Genomic DNA, 16,659 nt, shown 5'->3' on the forward strand with positions numbered 1-16,659 from the left:
CTGAGGGCGCTCGAGGAGGAGAGCGGCAAGCTCAAGAAGCTGCTGGCCGAGGCCATGCTGGACAATGCGATCCTGAAGGGTGTCGCGGCAAAAGAATGATAGCGATGTGCCATGTCACGCCATTGGTCCGAGTGACAATGGCGCATGTGTGAAGCGGGAGGCGGCGGCGCATGTCGTGGCGATCCACGGGGTGAGCCGGGTTAGCGCACCGCGCCAACGGCGTGCCAAGCCCTGGCCTTGGATCGATCGAGCGTGCGGTATCGGAGCGTGCGCCCGGACGACGCCGAGGTTCGGGCTGCCATGAAGGCCGTCGCGGCAGAGCGGCGGCGCTTCGGTTACCGGCGCATCCACATCATGCTCGAGCGACAGGGGATCGTGATGAACCTCAAGAAGCTCAGGCGACTCTACCGCGAGGATGGAGGAGGATCAGAAAACGTTCCGTGGGTCCGTTTTCCCGACGACCCTTTAGGTGCGCCGCAGGGGTGGCCGGAAGCGCGCTCTCGGCACGCGTAGGCCGATGCTCGGATGCGCCGAACATCCGCTGGAGCCTCGACTTCGTGAGCGCCGCGCTGACGGACGGACGCCGGTTCCGGGTGCTGGCCGTGGTCGACGACTACAGCCGCGAGTGCCCGGCGCTGGTGGCGGACACGTCATTGTCCGGCCACCGCGAGGCCCGGGAGCTCGACGCCGTGATTGCCCGGCGGGGCCGGCCTGCCATGGTGGTCAGCGACAATGGCACGGAGCTGACCTCGATGGCGATCCTGTCGTGGTGCCAGAGCACCGGTGTCGAGTGGCACAACATCGCCCCCGGCAAGCCGATGCAAAACGCTCGCGGTGGCCTCGGACCGGTGGCGGCTCACCGCTCGCCGTCGAGAGCTTCAACGGGCGCTTCCGGGACGAGCTGTTGAACGAGACACTGTTCTCGACCCTCGGCGGGGCCTGGCAGCAGATCCGCGCTTGGCAGGACGACTACAATCACCACCGCCCGCACTCCGGCCTCGGGAACATGACCCCGGCTGAGTTCGTGGCAATGAAGGGGCTGGAAATGCGCGCCGCGTAGCCACAGAAATCAACCCACGGATTCTCCGATTGGCCGGAGGAGAGTCAGGGCTCAGGTCACGACATAAGCGTGAAGCTGACCAATGTGTCTCGACGTCGAGAGAGAGGGCTGGTCTGCCGTCAGCTTTGTCCGGCGATCCGCCCTTATCCGCCATCAGGAGGGCAGGCCTAAGGGTTCGCCCAGCATCATGGCCGTGGCGACGAAGACCGGAATGCCTCCCTGGTCCCTCACGGTGACGATGTAGCTTTGGCGGGTTCCGCCGAGGTGCTCGTCCTTGATGATGAGGGCGAGCTCCTGCGCCGCGACCTGTGTGGCCACTTCGAAGCTCGCGAGTTCCTGGCCCTCCGTATCGTAGCGCCTACGGGTCCCGTCATTTATGTCGAAGTAGAAGAGGGGCATCGTTGCTCCAGTTGCCACGTTGCCCCGGAATGGGGCCTATGTGGCGGTTTTTTTGCGACGGAATGGGCCCTATATATCGGTTTTCAAGTGTAGATAGACCGGATCGAAATCCGACAGCTCTGCCAGGCCGCGAAAGTCGATCAGATTGATGCGGCGGTCCTGAAGAGACAGAAGGCCCTTGTCGCGCAGGCTCGACATGACGCGCTGGACGTGGACCGCCGAAATGCCGAGAAGATCGGCCAAGGTCGTCTGGGTGAATGGCATAAAGAAGGATTGACCCTCCGTAAGCCCCACTGTCTCGAGTCGAGCATGCAATTCGCAGAAGAGATGCGCGAGCTGCTGCTCGGACGAGCGGCGGCCGATGTTGACGAGCCACTCGCGCAGCACCGCCTCGTCCACGAGGGTGGCCCACCAGCAGGCCCGATTGATCAGCGGATAATGGATCAGCATGTCCGCCAGGACGTCGCGCTCGATCAACGCGATTTCGCAATCGGTCAACGTGCCGATCGAATGGTCCATGTGGCCCAGGATCGCGACGTGGAGATCGCAGAAATCCCCAGGGAGCAGCAGCGATACGATCGCGCGGCGCCCGTCCGGCAGGACCTTGTAACGACAGGCAGTCCCGGACATGATGACATGGACGTGGGATGGTGGCTGACCTTCCGCGATCAGGTCGCAGCCGGCTCCGACGCTCTTGAAGCGATCGAAGATCCGTTCCAGCCGGCCAATATCCTCGGCCTCGAGGTTAGCTCCATGCCGGAGTTTTCGGATCAGGTAGTTCTCGTCCGCCATCTCAGTCTGCCCGCAGGGGCCATGTGATCGAGACGCGATGACCGCGACTGGTCGGTGCTTCCGCTATCATTGTTCCTTTGATGACACTGGTCAAGTGGGCGAGAAGGCCCATGCCCCGAGATTCCTTGCGTTGCATCGATGCCTCCCGAACGCCGCCGGCTAGGCCGATGCCGTCATCTTCGACGATCAGAAGCGCCGTTTGGTCCTCCTGGCAGCTGACAAACACCTTGATGTCGCCTCGCCGGCCGTCCGGGAAGGCGTGTTTTATCGCATTGAAGACGAGTTCCTGCGCCAGCAATCCGACGACTACCTTCTCGGATTGCGAGAGTGGCCCCAGATTGCCGCACCGCAAGATGATGGCGATCCGATCGTCGCAGATCGCCCGCCATTGTTTCGAAAGGCTGTTGAGATGGTCGGAGACGGACCCTCCGGACTCCTTGGCCGACAAGCGATTCAGGGTACTGACGGCATGGAGAAGGTCAGTGGCATAGCGGAATGCTTCGCGCGTTTCGTCGTGATCGGCCATCCGTTCGCGACTGCGCAGTAGGCCCGAAACGATCTGCATGAGGTTCGAGTGGCGATGCTCTATCTCACGGAGTCGCATGTCACCCTGTGCGTCGGTAGGATCTTTGGTGGCAAGCAGATTGACCAAGGCGACGGTCCTCCATGTTGGGCGCGGATGAACAGCTATGCATTTCTTGCTTGAAGCGAACTCGAAACTGCCGCGACAACATAGGTTGGAATTTGTTCAGCCTCTGCGGAAAAGTTGGGCAGAGAGCGTCCTGATCCCCGGACAGCATGGAGCCGGACCTGAGCCCCACATCCTCCGCCAATTTGGGATAGAATCCGCTCCAATCGAGGAGACGGACGATGAAGTGATCGCGATTCAGCGAGGAGCGGATCATCGCGATGCTGAAGGAGCGTGGTCGACACACCGCGTCGACGGCACGGCGACGGCCGATGGCTGCCGCAAGCAAGGGGTGAGTTTTGCGACCTTCTACGAATACAAGGCGAAGTATGGCGGGCTCGAGGGCAAGCCTTTTCCGCCATTGGTCCGAGGACAATGGCGAGCGATGCCCTGCGGCTGATTGCGCTCGAGGAGGAGAGCGGCAAGCTCAAGAAGCTGCTGGCCGAGGCCATGCTGGACAATGCGATCCTGAAGGGTGTCGCGGCAAAAGAATGATAGTGATGTGCCATGTCACGCCATTGGTCCGAGTGACAATGGCGCATGTGTGAAGCGGGAGGCGGCGGCGCATGTCGTGGCGATCCACGGGGTGAGCCGGGTTGGCGCACCGCGCCAACGGCGTGCCAAGCCCTGGCCTTGGATCGATCGAGCGTGCGGTATCGGAGCGTGCGCCCGGACGACGCCGAGGTTCGGGCTGCCATGAAGGCCGTCGCGGCAGAGCGGCGGCGCTTCGGTTACCGGCGCATCCACATCATGCTCGAGCGACAGGGGATCGTGATGAACCTCAAGAAGCTCAGGCGACTCTACCGCGAGGATGGAGGAGGATCAGAAAACGTTCCGTGGGTCCGTTTTCCCGACGACCCTTTAGGTGCGCCGCAGGGGTGGCCGGAAGCGCGCTCTCGGCACGCGTAGGCCGATGCTCGGATGCGCCGAACATCCGCTGGAGCCTCGACTTCGTGAGCGCCGCGCTGACGGACGGACGCCGGTTCCGGGTGCTGGCCGTGGTCGACGACTACAGCCGCGAGTGCCCGGCGCTGGTGGCGGACACGTCATTGTCCGGCCACCGCGAGGCCCGGGAGCTCGACGCCGTGATTGCCCGGCGGGGCCGGCCTGCCATGGTGGTCAGCGACAATGGCACGGAGCTGACCTCGATGGCGATCCTGTCGTGGTGCCAGAGCACCGGTGTCGAGTGGCACAACATCGCCCCCGGCAAGCCGATGCAAAACGCTCGCGGTGGCCTCGGACCGGTGGCGGCTCACCGCTCGCCGTCGAGAGCTTCAACGGGCGCTTCCGGGACGAGCTGTTGAACGAGACACTGTTCTCGACCCTCGGCGGGGCCTGGCAGCAGATCCGCGCTTGGCAGGACGACTACAATCACCACCGCCCGCACTCCGGCCTCGGGAACATGACCCCGGCTGAGTTCGTGGCAATGAAGGGGCTGGAAATGCGCGCCGCGTAGCCACAGAAATCAACCCACGGATTCTCCGATTGGCCGGAGGAGAGTCAGGGCTCAGGCCAATCTGTCTGCAGGTTGGCCCGTGGCGATGCAAGGCGGGTCAGGTGGGCTTCATCCCTCCAAGTAGGTCGCCCACGCGGCCATCACCTCGCGCCGTCGATCTAGCAGGTCAGACCGAGCGTAGCTGGCCTCAGTCTTCCCCGCGATCTTGTGCGCTAGGACCGTCTCCGCCACGTCGCGCGAGCAGATCTCGTTATCCTGAACCCATGTGCGGAACGTGGTGCGGAAGCCGTGGATGCGGCCCGCCTCGCCGACATTGTTCAGGACGTTTCGCAGCGCAGTCTCGCTGACGCCGCGACCAGCATAGTATGACGGGAACACGAAATCCTCCGATACCTCGGCGCTCGCCTCGAGAAGTTGCATCGCCGGCGCTGACAGCGGAACGCGGAAGTCGCGGACCTTGCCTTGGCGGCCTTTCATTCGCTCTGCCGGGATGGTCCAGACATTGCCCTCGACCTCGTCGAACCGCATGCCCCGCACGCTGGCGGATCGAGCCAGGGTCAGCATCGTCATCCGAAGGGCCATCCTGCCGGCGGCCAAGCCGCCAAGCTTTTGGTAGAGCGCTGGGGCGTCCTGCCACCGCGTGGCTGCGATGTGCTCGTTTTCGTGATGCACTTCGCCAAGGATATGCTGCGCGCTCAGCACCGTGAAGGGGTCCACCGGAAGGCCCATGAGCTTGCCGCGCCGGTAGACGATGCCGAGGCGCTGGATCGCCTTCTCGGCGGTGGGATGCTTTTCGCGCCAGAGGCTTTGGAGTGCGTCTGAGAGGTCGGTGGCCGTCAGCGTCGCTGCTCGGCGCTGGCCGATTTTTGGTAGTACATGGACGGCCAAGGGGGACATCCATCGCCCTCGATCGCCTCCACCGCGGAGACCGCCCTTGATCGCATCAAATACTGTTCGCACCAGCTCCTCGAGCGTCGGGTCGACGGCATCTCGCGCCGCTATCTCGGCCTCCCGCTGCCGCCGGCGTTCGGCGATAGGGTCACGGTCGGAGCGCAAAACTGTCTCCCATCGGTCACGGGCTTGGCGGGCCTCTGCGAGCGTGACGGTTGGATAAGGGCCCAAGCCCATTTCTCGCCGCCGCCCGCTAATGGAGTAGCGAAAGATCCAGTTTCCTCCGACCGTCGATCGGACCAGGATCAGTCCGCCGCCATCATGCATGGAGCCGGGGCCTGCTTTCCTGATCGCCACCGCCGAAAGCTTGTTCCTTTGCCGCGCCATTCCTACCCCCCAATCTACCCCCCAACCGGGCCGTGGTTTGACGGCAAGAGATGCCGTGAGGTGGCACGGCATTCGCTCGATTAGTCCCTTATTTATCAGGAGATAAGGCACGGATTGCAAGGCCATGACCTAGTTGGGCGGTGTTTCTCGACCGCACCATTCAAATAGATGAAGTCCAGTAGAGTAAGCCCCGCGGGGCTGGACCGGATTTCTACCCCTCCCCAATCTCCTACACCCAAACGACGCCGACAGAGGCCTTCGGCCATGCCGCTACGGCTGGCGTTCAGCCCCCGCTCGTTCTGCGGTCCGTCCCAACGCCCAAGAGGCGAGGGGACAGCCGGCCCGGGCTTGCCTTTGCGGCACTGACCCGGCAGAGGGGGCACAGGCAAAGCGGGCCACCTTGTTGTGGAGGATGGACGATGACGACGACCGACCGGACCGAAGCCGAGCGCGACGTGAAGCAGGCCGTCCTGCGGGGCCTGAAGGAGCGCTGCCCGAACTGCGGTGAAGGCAACCTCTTCTCGAAATACCTGAAGGTCGTCGATCGCTGCGCCGAATGTGGCGAAGAGCTTCATCATCACCGCGCCGATGACGGGCCGGCCTACCTCGTGATCCTGATCGTCGGGCATATCATGGGCTTCGTGCTGCACGGAACCTTCGGATACCTGAGGGACGATCCGCTGATCCTCGCGCTTCTTCTCAGCGCCGTCGCAATCGTCGCCTCCCTGCTGCTGCTGCCGCGGATGAAGGGCCTCATGGTGGGTTACCAATGGGCCAAGGAGATGCACGGCTTCGACAGGCCGCGCGGCTAGCCTTCTAAAGGCGGCCGGTTCAACCTGAGGGGGATGGGCTCGCATCTTTCGCATGTCCTGCTAGTGTGGCGACGGGCCGCCCATCCTGCGCGGCCCCGGCGCAAGGAGGAGGTCATGGTGCAGCAGGCGGAACGGGCGGCGGAGGCGCGCGAGGACGCGCCGCGGCGCCGCGGCAGGCCGCGGTCGCATCTGTCGGACGAGAAGCGGCGCCAGATCGTCGCCGCGGCGATCGAGGTCTTCGGAGAGCAGGGTTACAACGGCGCGGCCTTTGCCGCCGTGGCCGAGCGGGTCGGCATGACGCTGCCCGGCATGCTGCACTACTTTCGCCGCAAGACCGACCTGCTTCTCGCGATCCTCGAGGAGCGGGACGAGGAGCATTTCGCCATGGCCGAGGCGGGCGCCGGCGGCGGCTGGACCCGGCAGCGCGAGGTGCTGCGCGGCATCGTCGCGCGCAATGCCCGGCGCCCGGCGGTGGTGCGCCTGTTCACCGTGCTGAGCGCCGAGGCCCTGTGCGAAGGGCATCCGGCTGGCCCGTGGTTCCGCGCCCGGTCCGAGCGGGTCGCCGGTGCCGTGGCCGCCGCGCTGCGCGACAGCCAGGCGCGGGGCGAGCTGCGCGATGATCTCGATCCCGTGGCTCTGGCGGTCGAGATCTGCGCGGCGCTCGAGGGGCTGCACGTCTGGTGGCTGCGCCGGCCCGACCAGCTCGACCTCGTGGCGCAGTTCGACCTCTACCTCGAGCGGCTCGAGCGGGCGGTGCTGGCCTGAAGCGCGGTCAGGGCAGGAGCGCCAGCCAGACCGTCGCCGTCAGCACCGTCAGCGCCGTGCCGATCAGCACCGAAGAGGCCGCGACGCGCCGCGCCCGCCCGTACATGTCGGCGAAGAGATAGGCGTTCACCCCCGGCGCCATGGCGGCCGTCACCACCGCCGAGCGGAAGGCCGGCACCTCGAGGCCCCAGGCGCGGCCCAGCCCGTAGGTGACCAGCGGGTGCACCAGGAGCGAACAGCCGACGGCCCAGAAGATCACCCGCAGATCGCCCTCGGGACGGTAGCGATAGAGCACCCCGCCCAGCCCGAAAAGGGCGGTGGGCAGCGCGGCGCGCACCAGCAGATCCAGCGCCTCCTGCGCGACCTGCGGCAGGGTGATCCCGGTCAGGTTCACCGCCAGCCCCAGCACGATGCCGAGGATCAGCGAGTTGCGGAACATCGCCTTGAGGATGCGGCCCGGCAGGTGCCGCAGCGGTCCGCCGCGCGCCTGCACGGTCTCCATCACGGTGATGCCGATGGCGTAGCAGAAGGGCGAATGGATCGCGATGATCGCGTAATTCGCCTCGAGCGCGCCGGCGCCATAGGCCCGCTCGGTGATTGGCAGACCCAGCAGCAGCGAGTTCGAGAAAAGCCCGACGAAGCCGATGGCCACCGCGTCCTCGAGCGGGCGGCGGAACAGCAGGAGCGCGCCCAGCAGGCCGACGGCAAAGCCGCTCAGCGCCCCGAGATAGAAGGAGCCGAGCAGCGCCGGGTCGAAATGCGCGCCGATATCCAGAGTGGAGATGGCGCGGAACAGCAGGCAGGGAATGGCGAAGCCTTGGGAGAACTTCATCAGCCCGTCGATCGCGCTTTCGCCGATCCAGCCGCGCGCCGTCGCAAGATAGCCAAAGCCCAGCACCAGGAAGACCGGCAGGACGACGGCCAGCAGCGTCGTCATGGAAGCGGCAGCTCCAGCTCCAGCCCGTCGAAGGCGGGGGTGATGTGGGCCGGGGTCTCGGCCTCGAGGGTATGGTAGTCGAGGTCGGTGTGCATGTTGGTCAGCACCGCCCGCTCGGGCGCGGCGGCGGCGATCCACTCCAGCGCCTGGTCGAGATGGGCGTGGCTGGGGTGCGGGCTGCGGCGCAGGGCATCGACGATCAGCACCTCCAGGCCCTGAAGCCGCGCCCAGGCGGCATCGGGGATGGCGTTGACGTCGGGCAGGTAGGCCAGCCCGCCGCACAGGATACCGCGCGCGGGAATATCGCCGTGCTGCAGCAGCACGCTGTCCAGCGTCAGCGGCCCGCCAGCGCCTTCGACCGTGACGGGGCCGTCGAGCGGGGCGAGGTCGACCAGCGGCGGGTAGCTGGAGCCCGCGGGCGTCTCGAAGATATAGCCGAAGCGGGCGTGCAGCTGCTCGGTCGTCGGGGCATCGGCCCAGCCGGGCAGGCGGCTTTGCCGGCCGATCGCCAGCATCCGCAGATCGTCGATGCCATGGACGTGGTCGGCATGCGGATGCGTCCAGATCACCCCGTCGAGCGTGGTCACATTGGCCGCCAGAAGCTGCGCGCGCATGTCGGGCGAGGTGTCGATGAGCACGGTGGTCTCGCCCGCCTCGGTGACCTTCGTCAGCAGCAGCGAGCAGCGGCTGCGCCTGTTGCGCGGCTCATCGGGATCGCAGGCGCCCCAGTGCCCGCCCGCCGCGCCAAGGCGCGGCACGCCGCCCGAGGAGCCGCAGCCAAGGATGCGGGCGCGCAGCTGCGCCATCAGGCGGCCTGCGGCGTCCATGCGGCCGCCTTGGCAAAGAGGCGGTCGAAATTGGCCGTGGTGCGGGCCGCGAACTCGGCCTCGCTCAGGCCGAAGACCTCGGCGCCGCGGCGGGCGGTATGGGCGACGAAGGCCGGCTCGTTGCGCTTGCCGCGATGCGGCGGCGGGGCGAGGTAGGGGCTGTCGGTCTCGACCAGGATACGGTCGAGCGGGGCGGCGGCGAAGATGTCCCGCAGGGCCTGCGATTTGGGGAAGGCCGTGATGCCGGACATCGACAGGTAGAAGCCCAGCTCCAGCGCCGTCTTCGCCAGCGCCTCTCCGCTGGAAAAGCAATGCATCATGCAAGGATAGTTGCCGTTCTTCATCTCTTCGGTGAGGATGCGGGCGGTATCCTCGTCGGCGTCGCGGGTATGGATGATCAGCGGCAGCTGTGTCTCACGCGCGGCGGCGATATGGGTGCGCAGAGAGGTCTGCTGCGCCGCCTTGCTGTCCTCGGAATAGTGGTAGTCGAGGCCGGTCTCGCCGATGCCGACGAACTTGGGGTGGCGGGCAAGGGCGACCAGCTCGTCCACCGTCGCCTGCGGCTCTTCCCCGGCGCTCATCGGATGGGTGCCGGCGGCCCAGAAGACGCCGTCATGCGCCTCGGCGATAGCCTGCACATTGGGCGCGGTCCGCAGCCTCGTGCAGATGGTCACCATCCGCGCCACGCCGGCCTCCTGCGCGCGGGCGATGACCGCTGCGCGCTCCTCCTCGAAGTCGGGGAAGTCGAGGTGGCAATGCGCGTCGACAAGAAGGGGTTGGTCGGGCATGAGCACCGCCGTTTTGCTGTGGTATCCGGGGCTTCGGGTCAGGCCGCTGCCGGGCCGCGGGCCGCCTGCTCGATCTTCAGCAGGGTATCGAGGATCAGCGCGGAAGGGTCAAGGTTGACCGCCCGCCCGGACCGGGCGCGCGCCGTCAGCTCCTGCTCGAGGCCGGCCCAGCGGCGCGCGGCGGCGGCATCGGGCGCGATACGCGCCAGCAGCCGCGCCTCGCCGGGCGCACCTTCGCGCGCGGGCGGGCCCATGGCCCCGGCGCGGGCGGCGCGCGACAGCAGCAGGCCGATCAGGTCGATCATCAGGTCGAACCGCGCCTCGGCCCCGCGGGCGCCGGCGCTGTCGGCCAGCTTCAGCAGGGCCGGCCGGTCGAGATCGGGCAGCCGCTCGAAGAGGGCGACGAGGGCGGCGTACAGCTCAAGCCCGCCCGCCTGCGCCAGCCGCGCGGCGGTGCCGACCGATCCGGCGGCAAGGACGGCAAGCGCGTCGCCCTCCTCGGCCTCGACCCCGGCGGCGGAGAGGGCGGCGGTCAGGTCGTCGGGCGCCAGCGGGCGGCAGCGCAGCACCCGGCAGCGCGAGCGGATCGTCGGCAGCAGCCGCGAGGGGCTGTGCGAGATCAGCAGCAGCGTGGTATCGGCGGGCGGCTCCTCCAGCTCCTTCAGCACGGCATTGGCGGCGGCGGGGTTCAACTCGTCCGCGGAATCGATGATCACGACGCGGTGCCCGCCATCGGCGGCGGAAAGGTGGAAGAAATCCTTCAGTTCGCGCACCTCGTCGACGCGGATCACGTCCGACAGGCGGTCGCCCTTGGCATTGGCCCCGCGCTTGAGCACGAAGAGCCGGGGGTGCGCGCCGCCCCGCACCAGCCGGGCATCGCGGTCGCCTGTCTCGACCTCGAGCGTGCCGGGGTGGCGCGACGCGGGATCGGCCAGCAGGTAAGCGGCGATGCGCCAGGCCAGCGTGGCCTTGCCGGTGCCCGGAGGCCCGGCGATCAGCCAGCCGGAATGCAGGCGCTGCCCCTCGTGCGCGGCGAGAAACTCCTGCGCCGGGGCCTGCTGGCCCAGCAGGACCCGCGCCTCGCGGGGATGCGGCAGGCCGGGCAGGACGGTGGGATCGGGAAGCGGCTCGCTCATTGCTGGGCCAGTCGCTGCAGCACGAGGGCGGCGATGTCCTCGGCGACCTTTTCGGGCGCGCGGTCGCCGTCGATCAGCAGGCAGCGCTCCGGGAACTGCTGCGCAAGCGCACGAAACCCCTCGCGCAGGACCTGCTGGAAGGGCAGGCCGAAGGCCTCGAACCGCGTCTCGGCCCCGGCGGAGGCCTCTTCGCGCGCATGGGCGCGGGCATGGGCGCGGGCCGGGTCCATGTCGATCACCAGCGTCAGGTCCGGCTCAAGCCGGATGGCCGAGGCATGGAGCGCATCGACCATCTCGCGCAGGTCGCCCCGCGTGGTGCCCTGATAGACGCGGGTGGAATCGGCGAAGCGGTCCGTGATCACCGGGCGCCCCGCCTCGAGCGCGGGCGCGATCGTCCGCTCCACGTGATCGCGGCGGGCGGCGGTGAAGAGCAGGCACTCGGTCTCGGCCGACCAGCGGCCAGTATCGCCCTTGAGCAGGAGGTGGCGGATCTCCTCGGCGCCGGGGCTGCCGCCCGGTTCTCGCGTCAGGACGGGGTCGCGCCCGGCGGCGCGCAGCGCCTCGGCCAACAGCCGGGCCTGCGTCGACTTGCCGGAGCCGTCGATCCCCTCGAGGCTGATGAAAAGCCCGCGCGGCGCGGGGGCGCCGCTCACGCGTCCTCGGCGTCGGTCGCGGCATCCTCTGGCGCGGGGTCGTCCTGCACGGCCCCTTCGGGCGCGGCGGGCACCAACTGCGGCAGGCTCGCGCCCTCGGGGCCGAAGCGGTCGATCAGCACATGGGCGGCGACTCGCACCCGCGGCATGAAGCCGCCGCGCGCAACGTCGGTCTCGGCGACCAGCGGCAGGCGCGTCTCGGGCAGGCCGTCGCGGGACACGACCAGCTCGGCGAGGGTGTCGCCAGCGGCGATCGGCGCCTCGACCGGGCCGGAGTAGACCACCTCGGCGTCAAGATCCTCCTGGCTCATGACCGGCAGCAGAAGGACCGTGTCCTCGGGCAGCGCGAGGCCGACCGTGTCTTGCTGGCCCATCCAGACCTCGGCCTCGGCGATGCGGGTGCCGGCCTCGCCGATCTCGCGCTCGGCGAACTGGCGGAAGGCCCAGTTCACGATGCGCTCGCCCTCTTCGCGGCGCGCGGCCGTGCTGTCGAGGCCCATGAGCACGAAGATGATGCGCCGGTCGCCCTGCTTGGCGCTGCCGACAAGGCCGTAGCCCGCGTCGGTGGTATGGCCGGTCTTGAGCCCGTCGGCGCCGATGCCGAGCCCGAGGATCGGGTTGCGGTTCTGGCTGTTGGAGGGGACGCGCCCGTCGAAGGGAAACTCCTGCTCGGCGAAGATCGGGTAGAAGGTCGGGTAATCGGTGATGATGTGATCGGCCAGAACGCCGAGGTCATGGGCCGACATGACGTGCCCGGCGGCGGGCCAGCCGTTCGAATTCTCGAAATGGGAATTGGTCATGCCCATCTGGTGCGCCCGCTCGGTCATGAACTCGGCGAAACCGGCCTCGGTGCCGTCGGGGCTCAGCGCCTCGGCCAGAACGGCGCTGGCATCGTTGCCCGAGAGCACGATCACGCCGCGCAGCAGATCCTCGACCCGCACCCGGTCGGTAGTGTCGAGGAACATCGAGCTGCCGCCGTAGGAGGCCGCGTGCTGGCTGACCGGCAGTTCCTGATCGGCGGAGAGGCGGCCGTCGGCGATCGCCTCGAAGGTCATGTAAAGCGTCATCAGCTTCGACATGGAGGCCGGCGGCAGCGGCGTGTCGGCGTTCTTCGACAAAAGCACCGTGCCGGTGGTCTGGTCGAAGACCCAGGCCGCGCGGGCCGGCGTCTCGAAGGTCTGCGCGCTGGCCGCAAGGCCCGGCAGCAGCAGCGCGAGCAGGGTCAGAAGGCGAAGTGTGGCTTTGATCATCATGGGTCCTCAGTCGCGGACGGGATAGGCATCGGGAAAGCCCTGGGCCTTGACCCGTTCAAGCAGGGCGTCGCGGTCGGCTTCGGTCTGCGCGGGGCCGACCGTCACCGACCAGAAGGCCTGGCCCTGGCGTTCGGCGGCCTCGACCCGCGCGGTAAGGCCCAGAGCCTCGAGCCTGCGGGCCGCGTCGCGGGCATTGTCCTCGACGCTGAAGAAACCGGCCTGGACATAGGGGCGCGTCAGCGTGCCGGCCGGCGCGGGGGCGGGTGTCGGGCTGACCGCCGGGGCAGGGGCCGGCGCTTCGGGCGCGGCCTCTGCCGGGGCCAGCGGCACCTCGGCAATCGGCGCCGCGGCATCGAAATCGGTGGTGGCGCCGCCCTCGCGCGGGGCCCCCTCCGCGTCGCGGCGCAGGGCGACGACGTTCAGCGGGGCCGGGCTGCCGGCCAGCATGCCCAATGCCTCGGCGGCCTCGGAGCTGACCTGCAGCGCCGGGCCCGGCGCCTCGCGCTCGCGCCGGAACAGGGCGCCGATGACGAAGCGGCCGTTCTCCTCGTTGCGGACGAGGACCTGGCCGATCTGCTCGACCGCGACCTCCGGATAGGCGACCCAGCCCCCCCCGAGCGAGGGGCGCCCGTCCCAGAGGCCCTGGTCGCTGACGGAGAAAACCTCTGGCGCCTCGACGTCGCGGCTGACTATCTGCGTCTCGCCGCCAGTCGGCCCGTCGCCCGGGCCCGCGTCCTCGCCGGCGCAGGCCGCCAGGAGCGGCAGCAGCAGAAGCGCGACGAGAGGCCGCGCAGCCCCGCGTCTTCCGCCGGCCCCCGCCGCCGGGTCCCGTCTCGCCGTGTCGATCCTCATGCCCGTCCCTCGCTAATGGGCCGCCTGATGCCCGGCCGTGGCCGGCAGGCGCGCCCGGCACCCCCGGCCCGCCGCACGGCGGTCTCGTTTCGCTCGGAACCTTATCGCCGGGCCGCGGGCGGCGAAAGCACCTCTGCCACCGAGGGGCGAAATTCGCCGTGAGGGAGGGCCCCACCGGCCTTCCAGAATCGCGCGACCCCGCCTAATCGGGTCCCGCCGGAGGAGTGGCAGAGTGGTCGATTGCAGCGGTCTTGAAAACCGCCGTGCGTGAGAGCGTACCGTGGGTTCGAATCCCACCTCCTCCGCCAATCGTTTATTAACTTGTTCGAATCAAGCCACTGTTCTTCAAGAATTTATAGCCCCATGAAACGCAGAACCCAATATTACCGGCTTGATCTGCTACCCATTCCGCTCCACATAGTGCTACCCGTAGCGCTGCCGTGGAGCATACCGCATGCCCGCAAACCTCATCCTCCGTGGCCGGACCTGGTACCTCAAGCGCCGGGTGCCGGGGCGTTTTCGTGATGTCGAGCCGCGCCCGGTGATCTGGGAGAGCCTGAAGACGGATTCGAAGACCGTGGCCGAGCAGAAATTTGACCGGGTCTGGACGGCTTACCTGGAGGCCTGGGAGGCCAAGCTGGAGGGGCGGGACGGAGACGCCGAGGCGCAGTTCCGGGCGGCCCGCCATCTCGCGGGCATGCGCGGCTTCGCCTTCCTGTCGGCGGCCAAGGTTGCCGCGTTGCCCCTGGCGGAGGTGCTGGCTCGGGTCGAGGCGGTGCGTACAAGGGACGATGTGCCGGACCCCGACGAGGCTGCTGCGCTGCTCGGTGGCGCCGAGGATCCCGGGCTGATGCTGTCGGCTCTTGTGGCGCGGGTCGAGGAGATCGCCCGGCATGAGAACCGCTTCAAGAGCAGCCAGCAGATGCGGCTGTGGCGGAACCCGCTGCTGCGAGCGGTGCGGACCCTGATCGAGGCACTTGGCGAGGATCGTCCGGTGGTGCGGATCACCCAGGTCGAGGCGCGCGTGCATCGCAAGTGGCTGATGGAACGGGTGGCCAGAGGCGAGATCAGTGCGGCGACGGCCAACAAGGACTTCAACTACATGGCGGGGATGCTGCGGCGCATCTACGAGGACCTCGACCACGCAGATCCGCCTAGGCCCTATGCCGGGGTGTCGATCAGAGACCGGCATGCAGAGCCGTCGCGGAAGATGGAGGTGCCGGTCGAGGTGATCCGGGATCAGTGGCTGGCCGCCGGGGCCTTCGACGGGCTGAACGCTGAGGCGCGCGACGTGCTGCTGATCAGCCTCGAGACCGGGGCGCGACAGTCCGAGATCACCGACCTTCCGGCGAGCGCCTTCCGGCTGGAGGGCGCTGTTCCCCATCTCGTCATCGCCAACGAGGATGGGGCCGCCGAGGACCGGCGCGAGATCAAGAACCGGCATTCGGCACGCCACGTGCCTCTCGTCGGCCTCGCGCTGGCGGCGGCGCGGCGGCATCCGCAGGGCTTTCCGCGCTACCGTCACAAGCGGTCGTACTCGGCGGCGGTGAACAAGTACCTGCGCGAGAACGGCCTGCTGCCCGAGGGCGTCACCATCGGCGGCACGCGTCATACCTGGGAGAGCCGACTGAAGGCGGCCGGCATCCCGACCGACGACCGCGGCGAGATCATGGGCCACAGCGTCGGCGCCCGGCGCGGACGCGAGGTCTACGGCGATGCGATGACGCTCGAGCGCAGGCGGGACATCGTCGCCTCGATTGCCTACGCGGTACCGGAGCACCTGGCCTAGTCACGGCTCCGGGCCGTCCTCCGGCTCGGCAGTATCCAGCAGTGCGCTGGCAGGTGAGGCGCCGAGACTGCGCTCTGCCTGCTGCCTGCCGCGTAACAGGAGTGCCCTTGCCCGATCAATGGCCGCGTCCTTCGCCTGGGCTGCCACCAGTTCCGCCTCCAGCCGCTCGAAGATCGGCAGGTAGGCGGGGTTCTCCACCACCAGCGCCGCGACGACCTGCAGGGCCCGCTCTATCCGCGCGGCGTCGACGGGCGCGGAAGGCGCTCGGCGGCTGCGCGCCGCGGGACGTGCGGTGCGGCTGGTCGGGCCAAGGGTGGTCGGGGAAACGACGGGCACAGCTGTATCGATCGCGCGAGCGCGGTCCTTTCGAACGGAGGGTGGGGAGCCCTCTCCCTGGCGGGAGGGCTGGTCAGGCCCATCTTACCGGAGGCGCCCTTTCCGATCACTCCGTCGCGAAGCCGTTTCCCGGCCTCCTTGCTTGTTCCTGTGGACAACCTTCAACCGAAGGTAGAAGTCGCGTCTGATTAAAGGACCAGACCAGGTGGAAACCTGGCTGTCCCCACCCGCCATGCATGGATCGCGAGGACTGCGCCGGACCTGGATTCAGCCGGCTGCCTAGAAGGGCGACGGACCGTCGGCGTCCTCGTCCGGCTCCGTCTCTTGCTCCGGGTAGCTGTCGATCAGATTGCCGTTCGTATCTTGCAGGATCGGCTCCGGCCGACCGCTGGCCCAGGAGATGCCTGCAAATCGGTTGCCGGTCCCGATCAGGGACCGGCAGAGGGCGCCGAGCTGGTGGCCAAGGGTCAGTCCGCCGGGCGGCAGAGCAGCGCGTGCATCTGCGCGATCTGGGACTGCATCTCGATCATCCGGCGCTGCATGTCCGCCGTCATGCGATGCTGTCGGTCGACGGTCTCCTCGAGGGCTGCGGCCCTCTCTTCGAACGACGCACTGAGCTCGGCGATCTCCGACCGCTCGGCTTCCGCTCGGTCGAGCTGCTCCAGCACGCGGTTCATCAGAGCGTGCAGGCGGATGACCATCCCCTCGCCCGGCTCGTCGAGCGGGGTGTTAAGGAGGTTGGCAAAGGGCAGGAGCTGGCGAAGGAGATGCGGCGCGAACTTGATAGTCAAGCTGAGGTGGTTTTTGGCGAGGGGCACGACTGCCTCTAGCGAAACAA

Annotated in this window: 16 protein-coding genes, 1 tRNA gene and 2 pseudogenes; 6 read left to right on the forward strand and 13 right to left on the reverse strand. The window is 68.0% G+C overall.

Going from position 1 to position 16,659, the window contains the following annotated elements; all coding sequences use genetic code 11:
• Positions 1-1,060: pseudogene (locus tag DFP88_RS17395) on the forward strand (IS3 family transposase); the annotation flags it as partial.
• 153 nt (positions 1,061-1,213) lie between these two features.
• On the opposite strand, the gene DFP88_RS15745 reads toward DFP88_RS17395, so the two are convergent.
• The 3 genes from DFP88_RS15745 to DFP88_RS15755 all read right to left on the reverse strand — a co-directional run bounded on the left by DFP88_RS15745 (position 1,214) and on the right by DFP88_RS15755 (position 2,903).
• Positions 1,214-1,459: a DUF6894 family protein gene (locus DFP88_RS15745; RefSeq protein ID WP_110815662.1), complete on the reverse strand. Its 246-nt coding sequence runs from the start codon at positions 1,457-1,459 to the stop codon at positions 1,214-1,216.
• 69 nt (positions 1,460-1,528) lie between these two features.
• Positions 1,529-2,251: a Crp/Fnr family transcriptional regulator gene (locus DFP88_RS15750; protein ID WP_110815663.1), complete on the reverse strand. Its 723-nt coding sequence runs from the start codon at positions 2,249-2,251 to the stop codon at positions 1,529-1,531.
• A gap of 1 nt (position 2,252) precedes the next feature.
• Positions 2,253-2,903 carry an ATP-binding protein gene (locus tag DFP88_RS15755; protein WP_146227532.1) on the reverse strand — a complete coding sequence of 217 codons (651 nt, stop codon included), beginning with the start codon at positions 2,901-2,903 and terminating at the stop codon, positions 2,253-2,255.
• Between the two features lie 257 nt (positions 2,904-3,160).
• On the opposite strand from DFP88_RS15755, the pseudogene DFP88_RS15760 reads away from it, so the two are divergent.
• Positions 3,161-4,395: pseudogene (locus DFP88_RS15760) on the forward strand (IS3 family transposase).
• 108 nt (positions 4,396-4,503) lie between these two features.
• Here the strand turns inward: DFP88_RS15760 and DFP88_RS15765 are convergent.
• Positions 4,504-5,673 (reverse strand): tyrosine-type recombinase/integrase, encoded by a 1,170-nt coding sequence (locus DFP88_RS15765; protein WP_181418685.1) that lies wholly within the window; start codon positions 5,671-5,673, stop codon positions 4,504-4,506.
• A 419-nt stretch (positions 5,674-6,092) separates the two neighbouring features.
• Between DFP88_RS15765 and DFP88_RS15770 the strand changes: the two genes are divergently transcribed.
• A complete protein-coding gene (locus DFP88_RS15770) occupies positions 6,093-6,485 on the forward strand; it encodes a DUF983 domain-containing protein (protein ID WP_110815666.1) in 393 nt (130 codons plus the stop codon).
• Between the two features lie 114 nt (positions 6,486-6,599).
• Positions 6,600-7,250: a TetR/AcrR family transcriptional regulator gene (locus tag DFP88_RS15775; protein ID WP_110815667.1), complete on the forward strand. Its 651-nt coding sequence runs from the start codon at positions 6,600-6,602 to the stop codon at positions 7,248-7,250.
• A 7-nt stretch (positions 7,251-7,257) separates the two neighbouring features.
• Here the strand turns inward: DFP88_RS15775 and DFP88_RS15780 are convergent, their stop codons facing one another.
• The 7 genes from DFP88_RS15780 to DFP88_RS15810 are packed head-to-tail and all read right to left on the reverse strand — an operon-like array spanning position 7,258 to position 13,696.
• Positions 7,258-8,187 (reverse strand): AEC family transporter, encoded by a 930-nt coding sequence (locus DFP88_RS15780; RefSeq protein ID WP_110815668.1) that lies wholly within the window; start codon positions 8,185-8,187, stop codon positions 7,258-7,260.
• Positions 8,184-8,993 (reverse strand): MBL fold metallo-hydrolase, encoded by an 810-nt coding sequence (locus DFP88_RS15785; RefSeq protein ID WP_110815686.1) that lies wholly within the window; start codon positions 8,991-8,993, stop codon positions 8,184-8,186. Before DFP88_RS15785 ends, DFP88_RS15780 begins: the two co-directional genes overlap by 4 nt.
• Positions 8,993-9,802, reverse strand: coding sequence for a TatD family hydrolase (locus DFP88_RS15790; protein WP_110815669.1), 810 nt, complete (start codon positions 9,800-9,802; stop codon positions 8,993-8,995). Before DFP88_RS15790 ends, DFP88_RS15785 begins: the two co-directional genes overlap by 1 nt.
• A 38-nt stretch (positions 9,803-9,840) precedes the next feature.
• Positions 9,841-10,938, reverse strand: coding sequence for a DNA polymerase III subunit delta' (locus DFP88_RS15795; protein WP_110815670.1), 1,098 nt, complete (start codon positions 10,936-10,938; stop codon positions 9,841-9,843).
• Entirely contained in the window at positions 10,935-11,591 is a 657-nt protein-coding gene (tmk, locus tag DFP88_RS15800; RefSeq protein ID WP_110815671.1) for a dTMP kinase, read from the reverse strand. The genes DFP88_RS15795 and tmk overlap by 4 nt, the downstream gene beginning before the upstream one ends.
• Entirely contained in the window at positions 11,588-12,841 is a 1,254-nt protein-coding gene (locus DFP88_RS15805) for a D-alanyl-D-alanine carboxypeptidase family protein (protein ID WP_425450843.1), read from the reverse strand. Before DFP88_RS15805 ends, tmk begins: the two co-directional genes overlap by 4 nt.
• Positions 12,842-12,850: 9 nt before the next feature.
• The gene (locus DFP88_RS15810; protein ID WP_110815673.1) at positions 12,851-13,696 is read right to left on the reverse strand and encodes an SPOR domain-containing protein; all 846 of its coding nucleotides are present in this window, start codon (positions 13,694-13,696) and stop codon (positions 12,851-12,853) included.
• Between the two features lie 218 nt (positions 13,697-13,914).
• Here DFP88_RS15810 and DFP88_RS15815 point away from each other — a divergent pair.
• Positions 13,915-14,004 (forward strand) — tRNA-Ser (locus DFP88_RS15815).
• A 146-nt stretch (positions 14,005-14,150) separates the two neighbouring features.
• Complete coding sequence (locus DFP88_RS15820; protein WP_110815674.1) at positions 14,151-15,485, forward strand: DUF6538 domain-containing protein; 1,335 nt, start codon at positions 14,151-14,153, stop codon at positions 15,483-15,485.
• Here DFP88_RS15820 and DFP88_RS15825 read toward each other — a convergent pair whose 3' ends face one another.
• Together DFP88_RS15825 and DFP88_RS15830 are read right to left on the reverse strand one after the other, a co-directional pair.
• Positions 15,486-15,821: a hypothetical protein gene (locus DFP88_RS15825; protein WP_110815675.1), complete on the reverse strand. Its 336-nt coding sequence runs from the start codon at positions 15,819-15,821 to the stop codon at positions 15,486-15,488.
• 467 nt (positions 15,822-16,288) lie between these two features.
• Positions 16,289-16,639 carry a hypothetical protein gene (locus DFP88_RS15830; protein ID WP_110815676.1) on the reverse strand — a complete coding sequence of 117 codons (351 nt, stop codon included), beginning with the start codon at positions 16,637-16,639 and terminating at the stop codon, positions 16,289-16,291.
• Positions 16,640-16,659 lie beyond the last annotated feature (20 nt).

It is taken from the genome of Pseudoroseicyclus aestuarii (assembly GCF_003217255.1).
GTDB classification, from domain to species: Bacteria; Pseudomonadota; Alphaproteobacteria; order Rhodobacterales; family Rhodobacteraceae; genus Pseudoroseicyclus; species Pseudoroseicyclus aestuarii.